Annotated in this window: 17 protein-coding genes and 1 pseudogene; 5 read left to right on the top strand and 13 right to left on the bottom strand. The window is 42.1% G+C overall.

Annotation, left to right across the window (positions count from 1 at the left end; genetic code table 11):
* Positions 1 to 11 precede the first annotated feature (11 nt).
* Positions 12 to 911: a serine hydrolase gene (locus tag H6571_18310; GenBank protein ID MCB9325697.1), complete on the bottom strand. Its 900-nt coding sequence runs from the start codon at positions 909 to 911 to the stop codon at positions 12 to 14.
* 562 nt (positions 912 to 1,473) lie between these two features.
* On the opposite strand from H6571_18310, the gene H6571_18305 reads away from it, so the two are divergent.
* Positions 1,474 to 4,314, top strand: coding sequence for a DUF4968 domain-containing protein (locus tag H6571_18305; protein MCB9325696.1), 2,841 nt, complete (start codon positions 1,474 to 1,476; stop codon positions 4,312 to 4,314).
* Between the two features lie 213 nt (positions 4,315 to 4,527).
* Positions 4,528 to 6,090 carry an SAM-dependent methyltransferase gene (locus H6571_18300; protein MCB9325695.1) on the top strand — a complete coding sequence of 521 codons (1,563 nt, stop codon included), beginning with the start codon at positions 4,528 to 4,530 and terminating at the stop codon, positions 6,088 to 6,090.
* 463 nt (positions 6,091 to 6,553) lie between these two features.
* Here H6571_18300 and H6571_18295 read toward each other — a convergent pair whose 3' ends face one another.
* The 8 genes and pseudogenes from H6571_18295 to H6571_18260 form a co-directional block, all read right to left on the bottom strand.
* On the bottom strand, positions 6,554 to 7,615 hold the full coding sequence (locus H6571_18295; GenBank protein MCB9325694.1) for a proline iminopeptidase-family hydrolase: 1,062 nt from the start codon (positions 7,613 to 7,615) through the stop codon (positions 6,554 to 6,556).
* A gap of 40 nt (positions 7,616 to 7,655) precedes the next feature.
* Positions 7,656 to 8,207 (bottom strand): DUF4255 domain-containing protein, encoded by a 552-nt coding sequence (locus tag H6571_18290; protein ID MCB9325693.1) that lies wholly within the window; start codon positions 8,205 to 8,207, stop codon positions 7,656 to 7,658.
* 9 nt (positions 8,208 to 8,216) lie between these two features.
* Complete coding sequence (locus H6571_18285) at positions 8,217 to 8,690, bottom strand: hypothetical protein (protein ID MCB9325692.1); 474 nt, start codon at positions 8,688 to 8,690, stop codon at positions 8,217 to 8,219.
* 22 nt (positions 8,691 to 8,712) lie between these two features.
* The gene (locus H6571_18280; GenBank protein MCB9325691.1) at positions 8,713 to 10,290 is read right to left on the bottom strand and encodes a phage tail sheath family protein; all 1,578 of its coding nucleotides are present in this window, start codon (positions 10,288 to 10,290) and stop codon (positions 8,713 to 8,715) included.
* Between the two features lie 20 nt (positions 10,291 to 10,310).
* A pseudogene (locus H6571_18275) lies at positions 10,311 to 10,521 on the bottom strand (adenylate/guanylate cyclase domain-containing protein).
* Positions 10,522 to 10,832: 311 nt separating this feature from the next.
* A complete protein-coding gene (locus H6571_18270; protein ID MCB9325690.1) occupies positions 10,833 to 11,261 on the bottom strand; it encodes a hypothetical protein in 429 nt (142 codons plus the stop codon).
* Between the two features lie 107 nt (positions 11,262 to 11,368).
* A complete protein-coding gene (locus H6571_18265) occupies positions 11,369 to 11,782 on the bottom strand; it encodes a GNAT family N-acetyltransferase (protein ID MCB9325689.1) in 414 nt (137 codons plus the stop codon).
* 51 nt (positions 11,783 to 11,833) lie between these two features.
* On the bottom strand, positions 11,834 to 12,397 hold the full coding sequence (locus H6571_18260) for a cupin domain-containing protein (protein MCB9325688.1): 564 nt from the start codon (positions 12,395 to 12,397) through the stop codon (positions 11,834 to 11,836).
* A gap of 250 nt (positions 12,398 to 12,647) precedes the next feature.
* On the opposite strand from H6571_18260, the gene H6571_18255 reads away from it, so the two are divergent.
* Positions 12,648 to 14,264 (top strand): gliding motility-associated C-terminal domain-containing protein, encoded by a 1,617-nt coding sequence (locus H6571_18255; protein MCB9325687.1) that lies wholly within the window; start codon positions 12,648 to 12,650, stop codon positions 14,262 to 14,264.
* A 4-nt stretch (positions 14,265 to 14,268) separates the two neighbouring features.
* Here the strand turns inward: H6571_18255 and H6571_18250 are convergent, their stop codons facing one another.
* From H6571_18250 to H6571_18235, 4 genes are all read right to left on the bottom strand, one after another.
* Entirely contained in the window at positions 14,269 to 15,231 is a 963-nt protein-coding gene (locus tag H6571_18250; GenBank protein MCB9325686.1) for a succinylglutamate desuccinylase/aspartoacylase family protein, read from the bottom strand.
* A gap of 1 nt (position 15,232) precedes the next feature.
* The gene (rimK, locus tag H6571_18245; GenBank protein ID MCB9325685.1) at positions 15,233 to 16,108 is read right to left on the bottom strand and encodes a 30S ribosomal protein S6--L-glutamate ligase; all 876 of its coding nucleotides are present in this window, start codon (positions 16,106 to 16,108) and stop codon (positions 15,233 to 15,235) included.
* The gene (locus H6571_18240) at positions 16,105 to 16,548 is read right to left on the bottom strand and encodes an ATP-dependent zinc protease (protein ID MCB9325684.1); all 444 of its coding nucleotides are present in this window, start codon (positions 16,546 to 16,548) and stop codon (positions 16,105 to 16,107) included. The genes rimK and H6571_18240 overlap by 4 nt, the downstream gene beginning before the upstream one ends.
* A 152-nt stretch (positions 16,549 to 16,700) precedes the next feature.
* Complete coding sequence (locus H6571_18235) at positions 16,701 to 17,168, bottom strand: DinB family protein (GenBank protein MCB9325683.1); 468 nt, start codon at positions 17,166 to 17,168, stop codon at positions 16,701 to 16,703.
* 176 nt (positions 17,169 to 17,344) lie between these two features.
* Here H6571_18235 and H6571_18230 point away from each other — a divergent pair, with 176 nt between their 5' ends.
* Both H6571_18230 and H6571_18225 read left to right on the top strand, forming a co-directional pair.
* Positions 17,345 to 18,076 carry a TIGR02206 family membrane protein gene (locus tag H6571_18230; GenBank protein MCB9325682.1) on the top strand — a complete coding sequence of 244 codons (732 nt, stop codon included), beginning with the start codon at positions 17,345 to 17,347 and terminating at the stop codon, positions 18,074 to 18,076.
* Positions 18,077 to 18,197: 121 nt separating this feature from the next.
* A complete protein-coding gene (locus H6571_18225) occupies positions 18,198 to 19,193 on the top strand; it encodes a hypothetical protein (GenBank protein MCB9325681.1) in 996 nt (331 codons plus the stop codon).
* The last annotated feature ends 191 nt before the right edge of the window (positions 19,194 to 19,384 follow it).

The raw sequence follows: 19,384 nt of genomic DNA, 5'->3' as shown, positions 1-19,384 counted from the left end.
GCTTTTTTAGCCTAATTGCTGGTATTGAGTACTTTTTCTATGGGGATCACCAAATCTCTTATGATCTGTTCACCATCAGGGGCATCGATAAGGGCCACAAGGATGTATCTCCTGTTTGGGGAATTCCCCCACACGAGAATAGAATCGGAATGATAGGTTTTCCATGAACCCGATTTGCGGTATAATCTTGCCTGGGGCGCAATCTGGTCGAGGGTATTGACGAACTTATGATGCAGTGCAGGGTTTTCCATGATGCTCATCATTTGTTTGGATCGTTTCTCATTCACCAATTTGCCCTGGAACATGAGATAATAAAAACGGCAAACTTGTGTCACGGTAGCGGCGTGGCTCAGGTTTTTCATTGGCTCTCGGTTGGTGGGGCCTCCTGCTGCATAACGTTTTCCTACCCAGAGTCCGCCCCCGTAATTTTCGTCGTATAGGGCATAACGTTCACTAGTGAGGACGTCTTCGATTTTTTGGTATCCCAATCGGTCGATCATTCTGGTGGTCGCCTGGTTGTCGGATTTGCTGATCATCAGTTTGAGATCGGTTTTTATCTCGGGTGTTTCGGCGAGCTCGCCCTTATCCATGGCATCCATGGCGGCCAGTAAAACAGCAATTTTGGGCAAGCTGGCGGCATACATCATTTCATTGCCGTTGATGCTTGCAAACTTAATGTTGTTCAGGTCCCTTAGATCCACCACGCCAACGGCCATTTTTTTCTGGCTGATGAGTGTTTTCCAATGATCGTGACCGCCTAAGGTTTTTTCCAGGTTTTCCTGTAATTTGGGGTTTACGAGCTGGCGTAAAGGGATGTCTCCGTTTTTTAATTTCAAAGGAAAATCCTGAGCGTCAACGGAACTGGTCCATAAGCCGAAGGATAACATCAAGATCAAAATTTTTCTCGTCATTTCTAATGTGCTTTAATTTTGTTGTTTTACATGGTGAGTCGACTTTTTAACTTTAAATCCACAGAGGTTTTAAAGGAAAATGGTCTGCCCGGAAAAAATATTGAATAAAGATCTGGAGTTGCCCGGTTTAAATGAATGTTCTTGGGTAGGAGCAAGGTTTTTTCGTTTTGCACAGCAAATGTAGCTTGACTTTTAGAATTATCAAATATAAAAATGATTTGGAGGGCATTATTTTTTTCTTCTAAATCCGGAAGCATTCAAATTGGAGATCAATATACTTTAAATACTTTCAGTAATTTGCTAAATTAAAAAATGCGGGATGAGGCATGGTTTTTCGTTTCGAATTCATTTTGTTATTTTAGCTCAAATTTCAAACACAATTTTTTGAAGCGTTGATCTGACTTGATTTACCGGGTTGCCATTTTTTCCGAAGTTGTTTTCCTAGAACGACAGCCCGGGATTATTGTAAAGTTGTTTCGTTTATTAAAGTTACAAATTCAAATCCCTTACTCCTGACTGACGATAAAATAGCACCATTTTTTAACCAACGTATTACATTATCATGAAAACCAACTTGAATGTTTTCTTTTCAGCTATCATAATAATGATATCCCTTTGCAGTTGTTCGTTGCATCAGCCCTCCTTTCAAAAATCCGGGAACGGCGTGACCATAGACTTTGGGGTTGAAAACCAGGCTCAAAAACTTCGCCTCAACGTGATCGACGAAAACATCATCAGGGTGACCGCCAGCCCCGTTTCCGCTTTTTCGGAAGTGGAAAGCCTGATGTCTGTTTTACCGGAAAGCGACTACAACGACTGGAAGGCGGAGGAAAAGGAAGGTATGGTCGTTCTGTCCACGCCTTCTATTAAGGCTAAAATCTCCACGGCTACCGGAGCCATCATTTTTGAAGACCAGGATGGGAATGTGCTGCTCGAAGAACTTTCGGAGGGAGGAAAAACTTTTACTCCTTCCGGGATCAATGACGGGCTGTTCAGGGTTAGACAAATGTTTAATGCTCCGGACGATGAAGCTTTTTACGGATTGGGGCAGCACCAGCACGGTTATATGAATTACAAAGGCAAAGACGTGGATCTTGCCCAGCACAATATCGTTTCCGTCGTGCCATTTCTTTATTCCAGTAAAAATTACGGTATTCTTTGGGACAATTATTCCATCACCAAATTCGGAGATCCAAGGGATTATCGACAGATATCGGATATGCTATTATTTGATGCTGAAGGCCACCCCGGTGGATTTACCACTACTTATTTCCAAGGTGAAAAGATAATGAAAAAACAGGTTGAAAATAAAATCGACTTCCGGTTTCTGGAGACGGAAAGTTATGAGCAATTGCCTAAAGAGGCCACCAAAATTGTTTGGGAAGGCGCCATTGCTGCTGAGGAAGAAGGGCTTCACAAATTCCTGCTGTACGCCTCCAGTTATTTTAAATTGTGGGTTGATGGTAAACTGGTTATGGATAAGTGGCGGCAAAACTGGAATCCGTGGTCAAATCCCTTTGAGATCAATATAAAAAATGGCGAGCAGCACCAGGTAAAAGTGGAATGGATACCTGATGCGGGTTACATGAGTTTGACCCACCTCGATCCGATGGAAGGTAATGAACAAAACCAGCTTTCCCTTGCTTCGGAATCCGGTCGGGAGATCGACTATTATTTTATTCATGGCAATAATGCTGATGAGGTTGTCAGCGGTTACCGTAAAGTGACGGGCAAAGCCCCCATTTTGCCGAAATGGGCACTGGGTTTCTGGCAGAGCCGGGAGCGGTATAAAACCCAGGAAGAATTACTGGATGTGGTGCGCACCTTCAGACAAAAGCAGATTCCTATTGACAATATAGTGCTCGATTGGTTTTACTGGCCCGAAGACCAATGGGGGTCGCATGAGATGGATCTTTCTCGCTTCCCTGATGCGGCAGCTATGACACAGACGTTACATGATGACCTTAATGCCCACATCATGATTTCGGTATGGCCCAAATATTACAAGGGGACGGATCACTTCAATGAAATGAATGAAAAAGGATATTTGTACCGGCGCAACATCGAAAAAGCGCGCAAAGACTGGGTAGGCCCCGGTTATGAGAGTACATTTTACGATGCTTTCAATGCTGGAGCGAGAGATATGTTCTGGAGCCAGATCAATGAGCAGTTGTTCAGCAAAGGCTTTGATGCCTGGTGGCTGGACGCAACAGAACCCGATATGCATTCCAATATAAGTATTGCCGAGCGCAAACTCAACATGAACCCTACCGCCCTTGGCCCGGGAGAACTATTTTTCAATGGATTTTCCCTGATGAACTCCAGGGGTATTTATGAATCGCAACGGCAGGCCGCTCCGAATCAGCGGGCCTTCATTCTCACCCGTTCGGCTTATGCGGGCCAGCAGCGCTACGGAGCCGTTACCTGGAGCGGAGACATTGTCTCAAGGTGGAGTGATATGCGGGATCAGATTTCAGCAGGAGTGAATTTTTGCCTCTCCGGAATTCCATACTGGACAATGGATATCGGGGGATTTGCGCTGGAAACAAGGTATGGTGCTTATGGAGATACGCCTACAAAAGAAAACCTGGATGAATGGAGAGAATTGAATACCAGATGGTTTCAATTTGGAAGCTTTTGCCCTGTTTTCAGGGTTCATGGGCAGTTTCCCTACAGGGAAGTCTTTAACATAGCGCAGGAAGATCATCCGGCCTACCAGTCTATGCTTTATTACAACAAATTACGCTATCGCCTGATGCCTTATATTTATGCTATCGCCGCTAAAACTTATTTTGATGACTATACCATCATGCGCGGATTGGTAATGGACTTTCCGAATGATAAAAAGGTCCTAAATATCGATAACCAGTTCATGTTTGGTCCTTCCTTACTGGTAAATCCCGTAACGGAATACGGTGCCAGGAAAAGGGACGTTTATCTGCCGGCAGGGCAGGGGTGGTATGATTTTTATACCGGTGCCTACCTGGAAGGAGGGCAAACTGTTGAAGCCCAAGCTGATTATACCCGGATTCCACTTTTTGTCAAAGCCGGTTCGATCATTCCGGCAGGACAGGAGATTCAGTTTACCAATCAAAAACCGGATACCCTGATCACCTTGTTTGTGTATGCGGGTGACGATGCTGTTTTTATGTTGTATAACGATGAAGGAATCAACTATAACTATGAAAATGGTTCCTGTTCCAAAGTCATCATTTCCTACGATGAAAAAAACGGCATGCTGAAGATCGGGCAGCGGGAAGGTCGTTATGACGGAATGCCTGCGGAGCAACGGTTTAATATTGTTTACATCAGCCAGGAAACACCCATGGGTTTTGATCCGGAGTTAAAAACAGGCCTGAGTATTGTTTACCGGGGAGAAGCAGTTGAAGTCAGCTTTAAATGATTATCAAGAAAGGGACCGCTGCGGAAATGGAATCGGCTACAATTTTGCTAAAGTCAGGAAATTGTGGGGGTTTTTAGGGGGACGCAAGGTTGTTGCGTAAGAAAACGTATCTTTACCTAACATTTGAATCTTCGTTTGTTTCTACTTCACTCCTTATTTAGTATAAGCTGGCCGAGTTATAGGATGGTTTTATTCACATAATAAGCTTGTCCTATGGAGCAAAAAAAATACCAGGTCGAATCTTCGAAGCCCTTTTCAGAAAGCATGATCTGGGAGATTAATCGGGGATATTATCAAAAAGCCGGATTGAATGCCTGGCGGGACAATGACGTTCCCCACCATTTGACGAGCAATGTCATGGTAGGCAGGGCTTATGCTGAGTTGATCTTTGGGTTTCTTAAAGATCTGGCTTCTAAAGGCGTAACCCGTGAAAAAATTTACATCCTTGAATTGGGCGCGGGACATGGCCGGCTGTCCTTTCACGTTATCAAACACCTGCAACGACTGATTGGAATGGTGGATACGGTGCTTCCTGATTTTTGTTATGTGCTGAGCGATATAGTAGAATCCAATCTCGACTTTTTTCATGCTCACCCACAATTTCAGGAGTGGTTCTCAAAGGGACTGTTGGATATGGCCTATTTTGACGGTTTGGAGAGCAAAGAGTTGTTATTGCGTCATTCAAAAACCATCCTCCTGCCGCAGCAGCTGGATCAGCCACTGATTGCCATTGCCAATTACTTTTTTGATTCTCTGCCCAATGCTCTTTTTCAGGTTAAGGATGGTGAAATTTACAATTGTTCCATAGCACTTGAATCAGCTCTTGATCCGGAAGGAATGGATGAAGCCACCCTGCTCAAAAACCTGGAATTGGTGTATGATAAAGCTCCCCTGAATATCCCTTTTTACGAAGATCCGGTGATCGACGAGATCCTCGGGGATTACAAGGAGTTGGTTCAGGAATCCTATATCCTGTTCCCGGAAAAAGGCCTTCAATGCATCAAGAACCTACAGGGACTTTCCTCCAAAGGGCTGATGCTGCTTACTATGGATAAAGGATATGCAGAAGTGCATGATCTGGAAGGTTCCGATAAGCCGGAGATCATCACCCATGGAAGTTTTTCTGTCTGGGTCAATTATCATGCCCTCGGGGCTTTTTGCAAAAAACAAGGTGGTAATGCGATGTTCCCGGCATTTGCTTCACTGTATCTGCAATTAGGGTGCCTGCAATTTTTGCCTGATGGCGAAACCTACAGGGAGACTGGTGCAGCCTACCAGCGGTTCGTGAATGATTTTGGCCCGGACGATCTCAATGGATTGAAACGTTTTACTTATCAGAATTTCAGGCAAATGAACCTGATGGAACTGATTGCCATCCTGAGATTATTCGGGTATGATTCTACCATATTTAAAAATCTGCTTCCATGGCTGAAGAAGATATGTAAACAGGTTACCTTCAACGAACGAACCCGCCTGGCCCAAACGATGCATCAAACATGGGAGATGTATTTTACCATATATGAATCCTTTGACCTTGCTTATGAAATAGGGGGAATCTTTTACGATCTTGGCTTTTACGGGGATGCCCTGCTTTATTTCGGGCATTCCGCTAAATTATTCGGCCCTAAGGCAGATATTTTTTATAACCAGGCGCTTTGCCATTACCAGCTGAGAGATGATGTTCACTTTGTAGAAACCCTGCAGCAAGGCAGAGATCAGTTTCCTGGATACGAAAAATTTGAGAAACTCGAATTACTGGACTTGGAGGCGATTTAACGCCTTCCTCCTTGCCTGGATTTTTTTCAATAAATTGATTGTCAGATAATTATAACTTTTTAAGTTTTTTTTTAATTTGAAACAGGTTACATTCAACCCTTTCAGAGTTGGGTTTTGTCCCTTTTTTGGCAGTATTTCATACTGCGATATTGATATTTATCCCCATTCGGGGATAAATTTAATCTTCTTTTTAAAAATTAACTCTATTCTTAATCCATTTCCCGAAGGGAATTAACCTGCCTGCCGGCAGGTATTAATGGCAATGGATGTAATCCATTGGAAATCAAACAAAAACAATCTCAACTCTACCTGGCGTCGCCGGAAGACAGGTTTGAAGGAGTTGAATATATTGCAGATAAATATTGTTAATATATTTTCAGCATCCATTTGAATTAAAAAATTCGGGATGATTCATGTTTAATGAAATTTATCGGGTGCGGGCAAATAGTTCCAATGGAATGGTTTATTGGAAATCTCCTGCATCCACATCCCGGACAAATTTTATCAGTCCATCAAAATAATCTTCCTGGCCATCATACATGGAAAAATGGCTACCTGTCGGGCAATGTACATACCTTCCTTTTTGCACTGCTGTGGCCATCCATTCCATATGTTTAGGATCCATGGTATCGTAAGCGCCCCCGATGGTCAGGGTAGGGACGGTTATTTTTGCCAGATCGGCCTTCCTGTCCCAGTTTTTTAATTTGGCATCTCCGACGACCCCAAATTCACTGGGTCCCTGCATGGTGACATACATATCGCCATTGATGTGTGCAAAGGCCCTGTTGACCGGGTTCGGCCATTGGTCGAGCGGCATACGGAGCACATGTTCCGGGTAATAGTGGGTGTAAATGAGTTCGCTGTATCTTGAATTGGCATAATCCCCGGCCGCTTCAAGCGCCCTGATTTCGGCCAGGACTTCGGGGTCAAGTTGAGGCCCCAATACTTCATTGGCATAGGTGATGTATTCAGGAATCGAGGACATCATGTTGGAAATGATCAGTCCTTTGAGGTTGTCCTGGTATTTCAGCGCGTATTCCATAGCCAGTATTCCTCCCCACGAATGCCCGAGCAAATAGAAATTACTGCTGTCCAGGTTAAGTGCTTTTCGGACCTGTTCCACCTCCTCTACAAATCTGTCCACTTCCCAAAGACTGCTGTCGGATGGCTGGTCGCTATAAGCTGATTCCAGTTGGTCGTAATAATAATATTCAATCCCGGCATTGGGGAAATAGGAATCGAAACATTCAAAGTATTCATGAGTAGCACCGGGGCCTCCATGCAATAAAAGTACCTTCATTTTTGGGTTGTTACCCACTCGTTTTGTCCAAACGTTGAAGGTGCCTGCAGGAGTTGTAACCGGAATCATTTTCACTCCTCCCGTTAGCTTATCGTCATTTTTTGAATAATCGAGATAGGCCGTTTTATCCCCTGTAGGGCCTGATTCGTTGTCGGATTTTTGATCATTACAGCTTGCCCAACCTAACAGGAGGGCAATGAAAAATAAGATTCTCAATTTTTTCATAATGGCATTTTAAAAATTTAAGCAAAAAAAATCACCTCATTTAACCATTAACAGGAGGGGATACCAATGTGACCACCTGGGGTAATTCTTCCAGTGTCAACTCATCCGATGAATAGGAAAATCTGAATTGATAGAGGATGCCTGGTAAGTATTTTCCCCCTAAAACAGACCATAAATCGCTGAGTTCTTCTGTATTCAGGTTGACCATTTCAGCGGTAACCTTTTGGGTGTTCAGGGGCAGGCCTGGAGTATTTTGATCGGTAAAAACAGGCTTGCCTTCAAAATAGGCTAATATGCCGCTGATCAATTTTAATCCTGTTATATAATCATTGAAATTGGCAGCAAACAAAACGCTGATATTTAAATGTGGGGGAGAAGGAGAGGGCATCCTTCCTATATTTTGAATCGATTGTTCTTTTTGGATATTGACGAGGGAGCAGATAACTTTGTCCATTCCCTGTCCGTTCGGACGTCCGTTTTGGTCGATCAAATTGCCGAGGAGTACTTTCTTTTCCGTAGCGTGAAATCCATAAACTCTTGAAATATAAGCATTGAGTTCTTCAACTATTGTTGGTAATATTTTATGAATCATAGTAACCTTTTAACTTTTGTAATTTGAATTGAAAAAGTGAGGAATTACATCCAGGAATACATGTTTAATGCTGCCCCAAAGTCCATCGGGGTGACCATAATTATAGGTTCCCTGCTTAAGGCCTTCGGTAAGGTAAGTTCCATCAGGTTGTAAGATAGCTTCAAATGATCCCCTATTATTGTTTTTGGATAAAAATTTAAAATTTGGATTTTTGGGATCCAGGGAAAATGTCCCGTCAACATTAGGATAATGGTTATTTATTATTTCAACTTCATGGTCGGGCTGGTGAAATTTATTTTTTATTTGGGGTTGTAATTCCCAAATCAACCCGACCTCATCCTCGTAATAATTGTCCTGGAGATGCTTCAATCTGCCTTTCGGCAATTGGTTGTGTTTGTTCCTGTTTAAATGCCTGTCTGATTGGGCAAAAAGCCAATAGAAAACCAGGAATAAGACCAATATTATCGCCAATATCATTTTCATAAAACCATCATTTGTTCATTAATTAACTTGAAGTTGCCATAGCCTGTTCAAAAGTGATCACAATAAATTCTGCCGGATGTGCTACGGCCACTTTAACCGAGACCCTCATCATTCCATTCAAAATATCCTCTCCTGTCATGGTCGTTCCCAATCCGCATTCCACTGAAAAGGCATCCGCTGCACTTGCCCCACATAGGCCACCTTGTTTCCAAAAGGTAGTTAAAAAACTACTGATCATGGATTTTACTGCCTCCCAGGTGTTCTTATCGTTTGGATTAAAAACATAGGCATGGGCAGCCATTTTAACAGACTGCTCCAAAAATATCATCGTCCTTCTCACCGACAGGTACTTCCAGTCCTGGCTATTGCCATCCAGCGTCCGGGCGCCCCAAATCAAAATGCCTAACCCGGGGAAAGGCCGAATTGCATTAATCGATTTCCCGGATACGGCATCCATATTCAAAGGGCCTTGCTGGCTTTCAGACAAATGGATGGGCAAACGGGCCACTCCGCTCATGGAAGTATTGGCCGGGGCCTTCCAAACGCCTTGCAGATTATCGACTGTGGTAATTATTCCTGCCATCCCTCCACTTGCCGGCAGCATATTGGCATCTTCCAAAACGTATTGAATGATTGTACCATAGGTATTACTGGCAATAAGCAGAGCGTTGTTATTTTGCGCTATGGTCAATTTTGAGGAAGCATCCAGTATGTTGGCGATAATATCGGCCACGCTTGGATTTGGATGGTCAGGTGGATTTAATACAGACTCCAGTTGTTTGAGGTCTCCTCCAAACAAGTTGGTATAATCAATAGCTGACTTTTGCATGATAGTCGTTCCCACAAACGGGTAATAAACGGTGCCATAATTCAAACCTATAGATCCGGTATTGTTTCTAAAGGTTTCTATGTCGTTGTAAAAAAGAATGGGATCCGGGTTTCTTCCACCAATGACATCAAAAATACTGATGGCCGTTTGCATTTCCGTATTCTGTAGCAGCATGGCCTGCATTAAGGTAGCATTATTATCCACAGAAAGTAAGGTGGCCTCCGGGCAAATATACATGGTAGGTTCTTCCTCTTTTTTCAAAAGGGCAAGGCCTGCCAGCAAGTCATTGAGTTTAACATTCGGATTTACAATTTGAGCACCTGGAACCATAGGGTTGCCGGAAGGCGGACCATACCCTCCAACAGAAACTATATAGGCATCGCCTCCTCCATTTTGATAAAAAAGCCGGATGCTGTTGTAGAGGTAATAAATGGTATTTGGGTCCGGTACAACGGAATAATAGCTACCCTCTATAAGCAGAAAATTGCCTTTTTCGGGTTGACCATTTTCTTTTACCAGGTAATATTGTGGGGAATATTGTTTAGCCGGATCTGAAGGGGGGGGAGGATCAGGGAAGCAATAAATAGCCTGAAATTCTGCAAAAGAAGTTATCTTTTGAGGTACATTGGTCAAAGTTTTGCCTTCGTATGAAGCCTGCGGAGTATAGCCGAAAAAGGCAGGGACGGCAGTGGCCACCGGAACTACCGAACTTGGAAATGCATTGACTTCGGTAATGTACACTCCCGGGGTTTTGATATTCGATTCTCGCATATTTTATTTTTATTTTATTTTCAAACCCAATAAGTCATGATCTCCCGGTCAAATCCTTTGACTTTGACCAGTCCTCTGGGTTCACATTTTATCTTTTACCAAATCATAAGTGTTTTGGGAGATCTGGATTTTTCCGGGATGGGAATTGGACTCCAGTCGGGAAGCCATGTTTACAGCTTCTCCTATGATGGTGTAATCCATCCGTTCTGCGGAACCGAAATTGCCCACCATACATAAGCCGGTATGGAAGTCAAAAATGCAAAAAAGATATTGATGTTGGTAAGTATTCTTGCAAAGTAAACAAATCTGAAAATCTTCATCTGATTGTAATTTCGACAAGGGCAAAAAGGAATTTAGTGCTACCTTAATGAAAAATATTTATTAGGGGGGGGAGATCCTTCGTTGTTTTGTCTTAAAGTGGATCAAAAAAATGGGCTAAGCTCGGAAACAAGGAAATTTATGAGCTTAGCCCACGATGTTGTTTCGATTTTCGTTGGTTAAAGAAAAGAATTAAATCAATTACCGCTCAAGAATGGTAAAAGTTATTTTCCGCCGTTTCTTCCCAACATCCAGCCTACTACACCTCCGATAATAGCTGAAACAAGCGCCGAAGCGATGATGTCAACAATAGCTCCCGTGGTGGTCATCAGGTAGGTTGTTCCCAGGTTCATCAGGTCATAAAAGAGGGCAACCAAAAGGCCCAAAACTGCACCTGCTTTGGCGCCGGTGACAAACGTACTGATGTTGGCCCAGCGGCCAAAGATAACGGCAAAGAAATAACCCCATGCCAGATTTCCCAGGATCAGGGGAATCCAAAGCATGTCCTTATCACCTCTCATCGCAGCTTCAGCGGCAGGTCCTGCATTGTTAGCATAAAAACCACTTAGTAGTATGCCCCATACTAGCCATCCAAGTAAAAATGCAGCGACTCCGCCGACGAGCCCCGCCAAAAGAATTTTGTTGGTATTCATTTTTAATTGATTTTGTGAAAAAATAACATATTTAATTCTGAAAATTAAGCATTATAGCTAACTTTTTCTATTATTTTCTTAATATTTTCAATATAAAAGAAACATATTTATTTTTTTGATAATGGTTTTTTATTTACCTCTTGGGTCATCAGATACAAGTCAAACCCTTCCTCCCAATAATTTTTTTCAATTTTTTTTAGCTCAAAGCCCATTTTTTGATAAAATCCATAAGCCATTTGGGAGGTTCTTACCACTGCGAGGTCAATACCGGTTTTTTGCCGGATATGGTCCATACGATGCCGGGCCAGCTTTTTCCCAATACCTTTCCCATGTTGGTCGGGATGGACAACATCCCAGGAAAAACGGGCCTGCCTTTGATCCGGAAAATAGTTGATTCCTCCGCAGGCGATAATCTTTGCTGAGTCTTCGACCACAAAATAATCTTCCACGTTTTTATCCAGATAGGTGATGAAATCTTCTAATTCGGAAAGGGCAAAATAATGTGGAATGTTGAGCTGCATCAGTTCAATAAGTTCCTCCCTGTCTTTTGTGCAATAATATCTGATCAAAACTTAATTCATTTTTAATGGTGGCCCTACCACTTTCATATCATGGTCCAGAAATACTTGTGCAATTTCCTCCCTTGAAGGTGGCGTATTCCATTGGTCTGTGGTCTGAAAAAAAGCTTCCATTTTTCCGGCGGGCAGGTATGAAACGATCATTTTACCGGTCTCTGTCAATTGAAGAAAGGCATGTTGAACGTTTCTTGGCAAAAAAATGGTGTCTCCTGCTTTCATTTCGTATCTATCCTCACCCACCTGGAACAAATATTCTCCTTCAATAACATAAAACCATTCGTCCTGAAAAGGGTGAATGTGCAAAGGCGGTCCACCATTGGGGGTTAATCCCGTTTGTTCAAAAACAGCCAGATCACCTTCAGTATCCTCAGTGGATATTTTTATGTCCAGTGTATTCAGGGTGACGCCCTTCATTTTATAGTGCTCGCCGAATCTTGCTTCGCCTGCCTTTACTTTAAATCCTTTGTCTGTTCTCATAAAGATAGCTGTTTTTATTTTTGTAAAAATGGAGATGTGGTACAATGCCATTGCCCCGGAAAGAAAATTTCTGCGTTTCATCAGTTTATTTTTTTAACGTTTGTGTGATTTGAAACTTTTGAACGGGATGAGTTTCATGGGACTTCACGGGATTCAGGTTCAAATTACACTTAATTTTCAATAGTTCACTTTTCATTTTTCCAATAATTGTTAATCCTAACTCTATTGACAAGGGTTGAGTGATCAAGTCTTTTCCTTGAAATCAGTCGGCAACCCGATATAGGGATAAAATATATTTTTTCGTTTCATCAAATTTTTCGTAAATTGAATAATGAATTTTCCACAAAACACCAGCCCGGGCATAAAAGTCCTGATCACCTTGTTGGCTTTTAGCTATTGGGGTTTCATCTCAATGGATGCAGGCCTAAAACCATTTGTGGAAGAAATCTGCGATAATGCGATCGATGATGATGGGGATGGCCTGATCGACCTGAATGATCCAGATTGTGAATGCCAGGAGATTGAACCTGTATCCCTGATTCCCAACCCTTCTTTTGAAGAGATGGATTGTTGCCCGCACGACCGCAGCCAGTTGGATTGTGCCACAGGCTGGATCCAGGCATCTGAACCTACTACCGATTATCTGCATACGTGCGGTTGGATGGGGTGGGATGAATTTCCGCCGCCGCTTCCTTTCCCGGACGGGGAGGGAGCTATGGGGTTTCGGGACGGGAGGGTGAGAAATGATAACACGCCTGAACGAAACTGGAAGGAATACGCTGGAGCCTGCCTGCTTGGGCCGCTGGAAGCAGGAACCTCTTATCGGTTTGAATTTTATGTAGGTTTCGTCAATGCCGCTATTTCGCCCCCTATTGATATTACTTTTTTTGGAACCGGCAGTTGTGACTACCTTCCTTTTGGAACAGGAAATGATGCTTTTGGATGCCCGACCAATGGACCTGATTGGGTGAAATTGGGGGCTGTTTACGTTAATGGCGGCACGGGAAACAAATGGGTCAAGACTTTTATTGAAGTTACGCCAAATGAAGATATTGCCGCAATTGCCATTGGACCTGCCTGCCCCGCGGTGAATAATCCTGTTAGTACCTATTACTTTTTTGATCATTTGATATTGGCAGACATCCGGTCATTTGAATTTAAAATAAATGAAATCGCCCATCCTTGCTCGGAGACATTCCTGTTGGAGGTTCCGGATAACCCGGAACTTTCTTACCAATGGTTTAAAGACGGAATCGCCCTGATCGGTGAGACCTTTCCACAAATCACCCAAATGTATGGAGAAGGCACTTACCAGGTCAAAATTGAAGATGAGGATGGCTTGTGCCGCGTAACCAAGGCTTACCTGCACGATATCCCCGTGTTTACGGAACACCTTACCGAAACGATCTGTAACGAAGAGTTCTACACCTTTGGCAACAAACAACTCACTGAGAGTGGCTTTTATATTGATACCCTGAAAACGGCCGACAATTGCGACAGCATTGTTTCATTGGACCTTTCAGTGCTGGAGGCCCTTTCAGACACCATCAGTGCCAAAATATTTGAAGGAGAAAGTTATCAACTGGATCATTATAATTTTGATCAGGAAGGGGATCATTGGGCTACCCTGGTTTCTTATTTTGGGTGTGACAGCCTGGTGCTTTTGCAACTTGAATTTTACAATATTTTCATACCAAATGTATTTTCACCGAATGATGACGGCATTAATGACCTGTTTACGGTAAATGGTCCGCTCGGAGAAATTGAATCCCTTGACCTCACCATTTATGACAGATGGGGGGCAAAAATCTTCAACGGCACTGCCTGGGATGGCAAAAACAGAGGAGTAGTTGTGAATCCGGGCGTGTTTGTTTATGTGGTCCGTATCGTTATGGACGATGGCAAAGAAAGACAATTCTCAGGGTCGGTGACAGTACTGAGGGGATAGTTTTTTATTCATCTGCTGATACTTTTGATTCACTCTCGACACTCACATGAAATAGGGCATCTCCTTTATTGATTACGGGTGAGGTGTTAACACAAAAGACAAAACAATCAAAAGGAGCTTTGACGTTTTTTTCAAATGATCCGAATGGATCCTGGATCACTCCCAAAACATCCTTCTTATGGACTCTGCTTCCATTAGCCACCTTTAATTTGAACATCCCGGAAAAAGGGGCTCTGATCCATTTTGATTTGGACACAATAATAGAATCTAAAGGAACAGTCAGCTTGCCTTCATGCATACCCAGGTATTTCATCACATTGTAGGTGCCATTAACGCCACAACTAATGATTTTATCATCTAATTCCTTTGATTTACCTCCTTCAAAAAGCAAAGAGGTTTTCCCTAATTTATTGACCATTTCTCTAACAGATTTGGCAATATAATTGGATTGTATGATAAAGGGGGCACCAAATATTTTAGCCAGTTCAAATGCTTTTGTTTCGGAAAGTACACACCTCACCTGGGGGGCATTTTCTCTGTCAGCTCCTCCGGTGTGAAAATCAATTACATAATCTACCAGGGGAGCTATTTCTTTTGAGAACGCATAAGCGAACTGGCTTGCCAAAGATCCGGATTCTGTACCGGGAAATACCCTGTTTAAGTCTCTTCCATCCGGAAATTCGCGCGTTTGGATAAGATAACCGAAAATGTTAAACACGGGAATACAAATCACAATGCCCCGGGAAGGTTTATTGTATTTTTTGCGAATAATTTCCCGAATAATTCCAACTCCGTTAACTTCGTCCCCATGAATGCCGGCTATTAAAAGTAAAACGGGTCCGTCTTTTTTAGCTCGTTCTACAATGACCGGTATTTTTAAAGGGGTGCGAGTATGGAGTTTGGCTACTTCTAAATCAATTACTGTGCTGGTTCCTCTTTTAATTTCTTTCCCCAGTATTTTGAACATCTTATTCTACATTTAATTCTAAATACCGGATTATTTCCTTGGCAATATCGGTTTTGGTGGCCGTTTCAATCCCTTCTAAACCTGGAGATGAATTGACCTCGAGGATCAGGGGCCCATGTGACGATTGCAACATATCCACGCCTGCAATGCCTAAGCCCATCGCTTTGGCTGCTTTGAGGGCCGCTTTCTCTTCTTCATCGGTTAGTTCAATAATGGAAGCACTGCCTCCCCTGTGAAGATTCGAGCGGAATTCTCCTTTTTTTCCCTGGCGTTTCATGGCGCCTACTATTTTGCCATCAACAATAAATACCCTAATATCAGCTCCTCCGGCTTCTTTTATAAACTCCTGGGCGATAACTCTGGCGTTCAGCCCATTAAATGCTTCCAGAATAGAAGTGGCTGCATTTTGTGTTTCTGCTAAAACAACGCCTAACCCCTGTGTTCCTTCCAAAAGCTTTAAAACGATGGGTACTCCACCAACAGAGTCCACCAGGTGGTCGACCTCTTTGCTATAATTGGTGAATACGGTTTTAGGTAAACCTACTCCTGCCCGGGCCAATATCTGTAAACTACGAAGTTTATCTCTGGACCTTACCAGGGCCTGGGATTCAACCGCAGAAAATACCTTCATCATTTCAAATTGACGAACTACTGCTGTTCCGTAAAAAGTAACAGAGGCGCCTATTCTTGGGACAATGGCATCAATATCATCCAGGTAGGCACCTTTATAGTAAACTTTCGGGCTTTTTTTTTCGATTTCTATGATACATTTCAGGTGATCCACGACAATTGCTTCATGGCCTCTTTTTTCGGCTGCTTCCAAAAGCCTCCTGGTCGAATACAAATTTGGATTTCTGGATAAAATCGCAATTTTCATGTCTTTTTATTTTTCGATTTAAAGGAAAGATTTCTTTTTGATGGATCAACAATAAATTTTCTCGCCAAAAGCTTTCTTCCGAGTAAAACAGGATACTTCATTTCACCTCTTTCGCTTAGGGTTAGTTCAATTGGAAAGGTTTCATTAAAAAGCTGAATTTCAGTGCTTATGACAAATCGCTGTTCAGAAGTGCCAAAGGAACTTTTTACTTTTTTCTTTTTGTACTTTTTTACAATGAATTCTTTTTCATTATAGTGGGAATGTGAGGGGTCTAAAAGTGTAAATTTGATGTATTTATCTCCATTTTCTCCTTCCACCTCTTCAATTTGGTTACAGTGTATGGCAGAAGTATAGGCGCCGGTATCCACTTTTATATCTATTTCAGTTAGATGTAATTCAGGAAAATCGGCCTTGTCAACTCTACCTATGGTTAATTTCATAAATTTTGATCATGGTATTTAGGATAATTGAAAAGCTTAAAAAAGGTTTTATTTAGGGGTATTGGTTCAGAAAAGTGTGCACAGTCAACCAATAAAGCACAAGAAATAAAAATGTCTCTGGATTTCCACTAGGGTGGGGACAATATTATTATTTATTTAATTAAAAAACGCTCAATTTGTCTCTTGTGGCGTAAAATATGTACGATGGCGTGTTCTGTTAATTGTTCAATATCGTAGAATTGCCCCCAACCGGTTTTGATCTTTTGGGAGGGATCCGCCTGTTCCAGTTCATTGTCATGTAATCTACTGAAAACTTTTTCGGTAAATTGAAAAACCTGATCCAAATCATCCAAATATTCCTTTACACTCAAATGGAAGGCTTTTTCCGGCCTGGAATGGGCGTCTCCTTTATGGTTACTGATGCTGGTGGCATAGCCCAATCCCGAATATACCACATGGGTTAAAATGGTCTGGATCGACCTGCAATCTTCATCGGCGGTGTGAGGATCGTAAACAATGGTTAATTCCTCATCGGGAATGGCAGAGATGACCTCTTTTAGGGATGAAATAGATTGTTGGTATATATCAAGTAGTGCCCCGATGGCTCCTGTCCTGTACATATTGTATTGTATTGTATTGTATTGTATTGTATTGTATTAGTGAAAGGTTAAAAGGTCCTTTCCTGATTCGGGTTCAAAATACAAGTTATTTTATTGGCCGGGGCTGTTTTGCCATGCAAAGCAGACTTTTTTCGATTTATTTACTATTTTGTTCTGGAATTGTAAAAACTTCAGAAATGGAGCACACTGATTTCATTGCATACAACCAGGATTTTTCGCTTTTTGGCCCGCAACACCTTGCGGTGATTTTACTGATGATCTCTTTGGCGGTCATCCTTCCCTGGTTTGCCAAACGATTTATCAATGCCCCTCAGCAGCTCATGTTGTCGAGAGCCATGGCTATAACGATTTCGTTTTGGGTATTACTTTCTACTGTTATCCTGTGGTGGCTGGGAGATTTCAATTACAAAACGGACCTGCCGCTGGATATATGTAATATTACGGCTTTTTTGCTTCCTTTTTTGATGTGGAACCCTACCCGGAAAATCCATGAGGTACTTTACTTCTGGATTTTGGCAGGGACCGTTCAGGCCATTATCACACCTTATCTGTATAACGGTTTTCCCAATTTCATCTTTTTTAAATATTGGTTTGTTCATGCGGGGCTGGTGGTCTTTGCCGTTTACACCACGGTCGTTTTTGATCTTAAACCCACCTTCCGCAGCATTTGGAGAGCCTTTTTGGCGCTTCAGGGGTATGTCGTATTCATTCTTATTATCAACCTGTTGATCGGATCGAATTATGTATATGTATTGGGCAAACCTCCAACGGCCTCTTTGCTCGATTTTCTTGGACCGTGGCCCTGGTACCTGCTGATTTGTGAGCTGATCTGCCTTTTTATGTTTTTCCTCGTTTTTGTACCTGTGTGGGTACATTCAAGGAAAATAAAGGTGGCCCGGGAGTCTTAAAGAAATTATTTTTTGGGCTGATTAAATACGACTAAAACATTGGCCTTTTTTTGTTTACCTTTTCCCTTATTATGATCAGATTTAGAATAATTTCATTTTATTTTACGATTATTATCCACTTATGAGGTATGTGTTTACTATTTTTTTCCTGACTTTTCTGACCTTTGGATTTGGGCAAAATCAGCATGAAAAATCGGTTTTATTTATCGGAAACAGTTTTACTTTTTTCAATGATATGCCCTTTATATTCAGAGACATTTCCGATTCATTTGGAAAAAAAGTCTTTGTCGACACACTGGTTAAGCAGGGGCAAAATCTATCTTATCATGCCCGTCAAAAAGGCACTTACGACAAAATAAAATCACGAAAATGGGACTTTGTGGTTATCCAGGGCCATAGTGATGAATTTGCTCAACCTGAGTCTGTGATTAACCAAAAGACGTTGCCTTTCGCAAGACAGATCATTGACAGCATTATGGACAATAACCCATGTGCAAAAATTATTTTTTATATGACCTGGGGGTATAAGAATGGTAATCCTCGTTGGCAACCTATCTCTTCTTATCAATTGATGCAGGAAGTGATTGAAAAAGAATACCTTCGGTTTTCAGATATTTTTTCGGCGAGTATTGCTCCTGTAGGAATGGTTTGGGAAGACGTTTTTTTTAAAAACCCAGGGCTTAATTTATACAATGCGGATCTTCATCATCCTTCCTTGTTAGGTTCCTATTTATCAGCCTGTACATTTTATGCCAGTATTTTTGGGGTTAGCCCGATGAATTGTCCGCTTAAAATGCAGTTACCTGATGAAGAAAGAAGGGTAATTGAGCTGAGTGCCTCACAGGTGGTTCTGAATAATTTGAATAAATGGAGGTGGGCCCCCATATACCCTGAAATGCAAACGGGTTTTGATTTGATTCTCCAAAATAAGGCACTGGAATTGGTCAACAGAGCCCAAAATTATCGGTCAATTCAATGGCATTTTGGAGATGGGGATACCACCGAGGAAACGGATCCCAAACATGTCTACAATGAAAATGGATCGTACCTGATTATACAAAGGGTTTCCAATGAATGTTATACCTTGCAATTAGAAAGAAAAATTGAAGTGAACTAAATTCAAGCCGGTTTTTCTTTTTTCAAGCAGGTTGGTTAACCATCCCAAAGGAAATAGCCTTTGAGACCGTCTCAAAAGTAGCTTAGTGAAAAATAGCTTAAAATATTATTCAATTTCAATAAAAATGGAACGCTATCCCAACTGATTCAACCGTTGGAAACGCATTGATGAATTGACATTTGATCACCATT

The sequence above is a fragment of the Lewinellaceae bacterium genome, from assembly GCA_020636105.1.
GTDB lineage: Bacteria > Bacteroidota > Bacteroidia > Chitinophagales > Saprospiraceae > BCD1.
The sequence above is the reverse complement of the archived record's forward strand: the minus strand, read 5'-3'. Positions and strand labels throughout refer to the sequence as shown.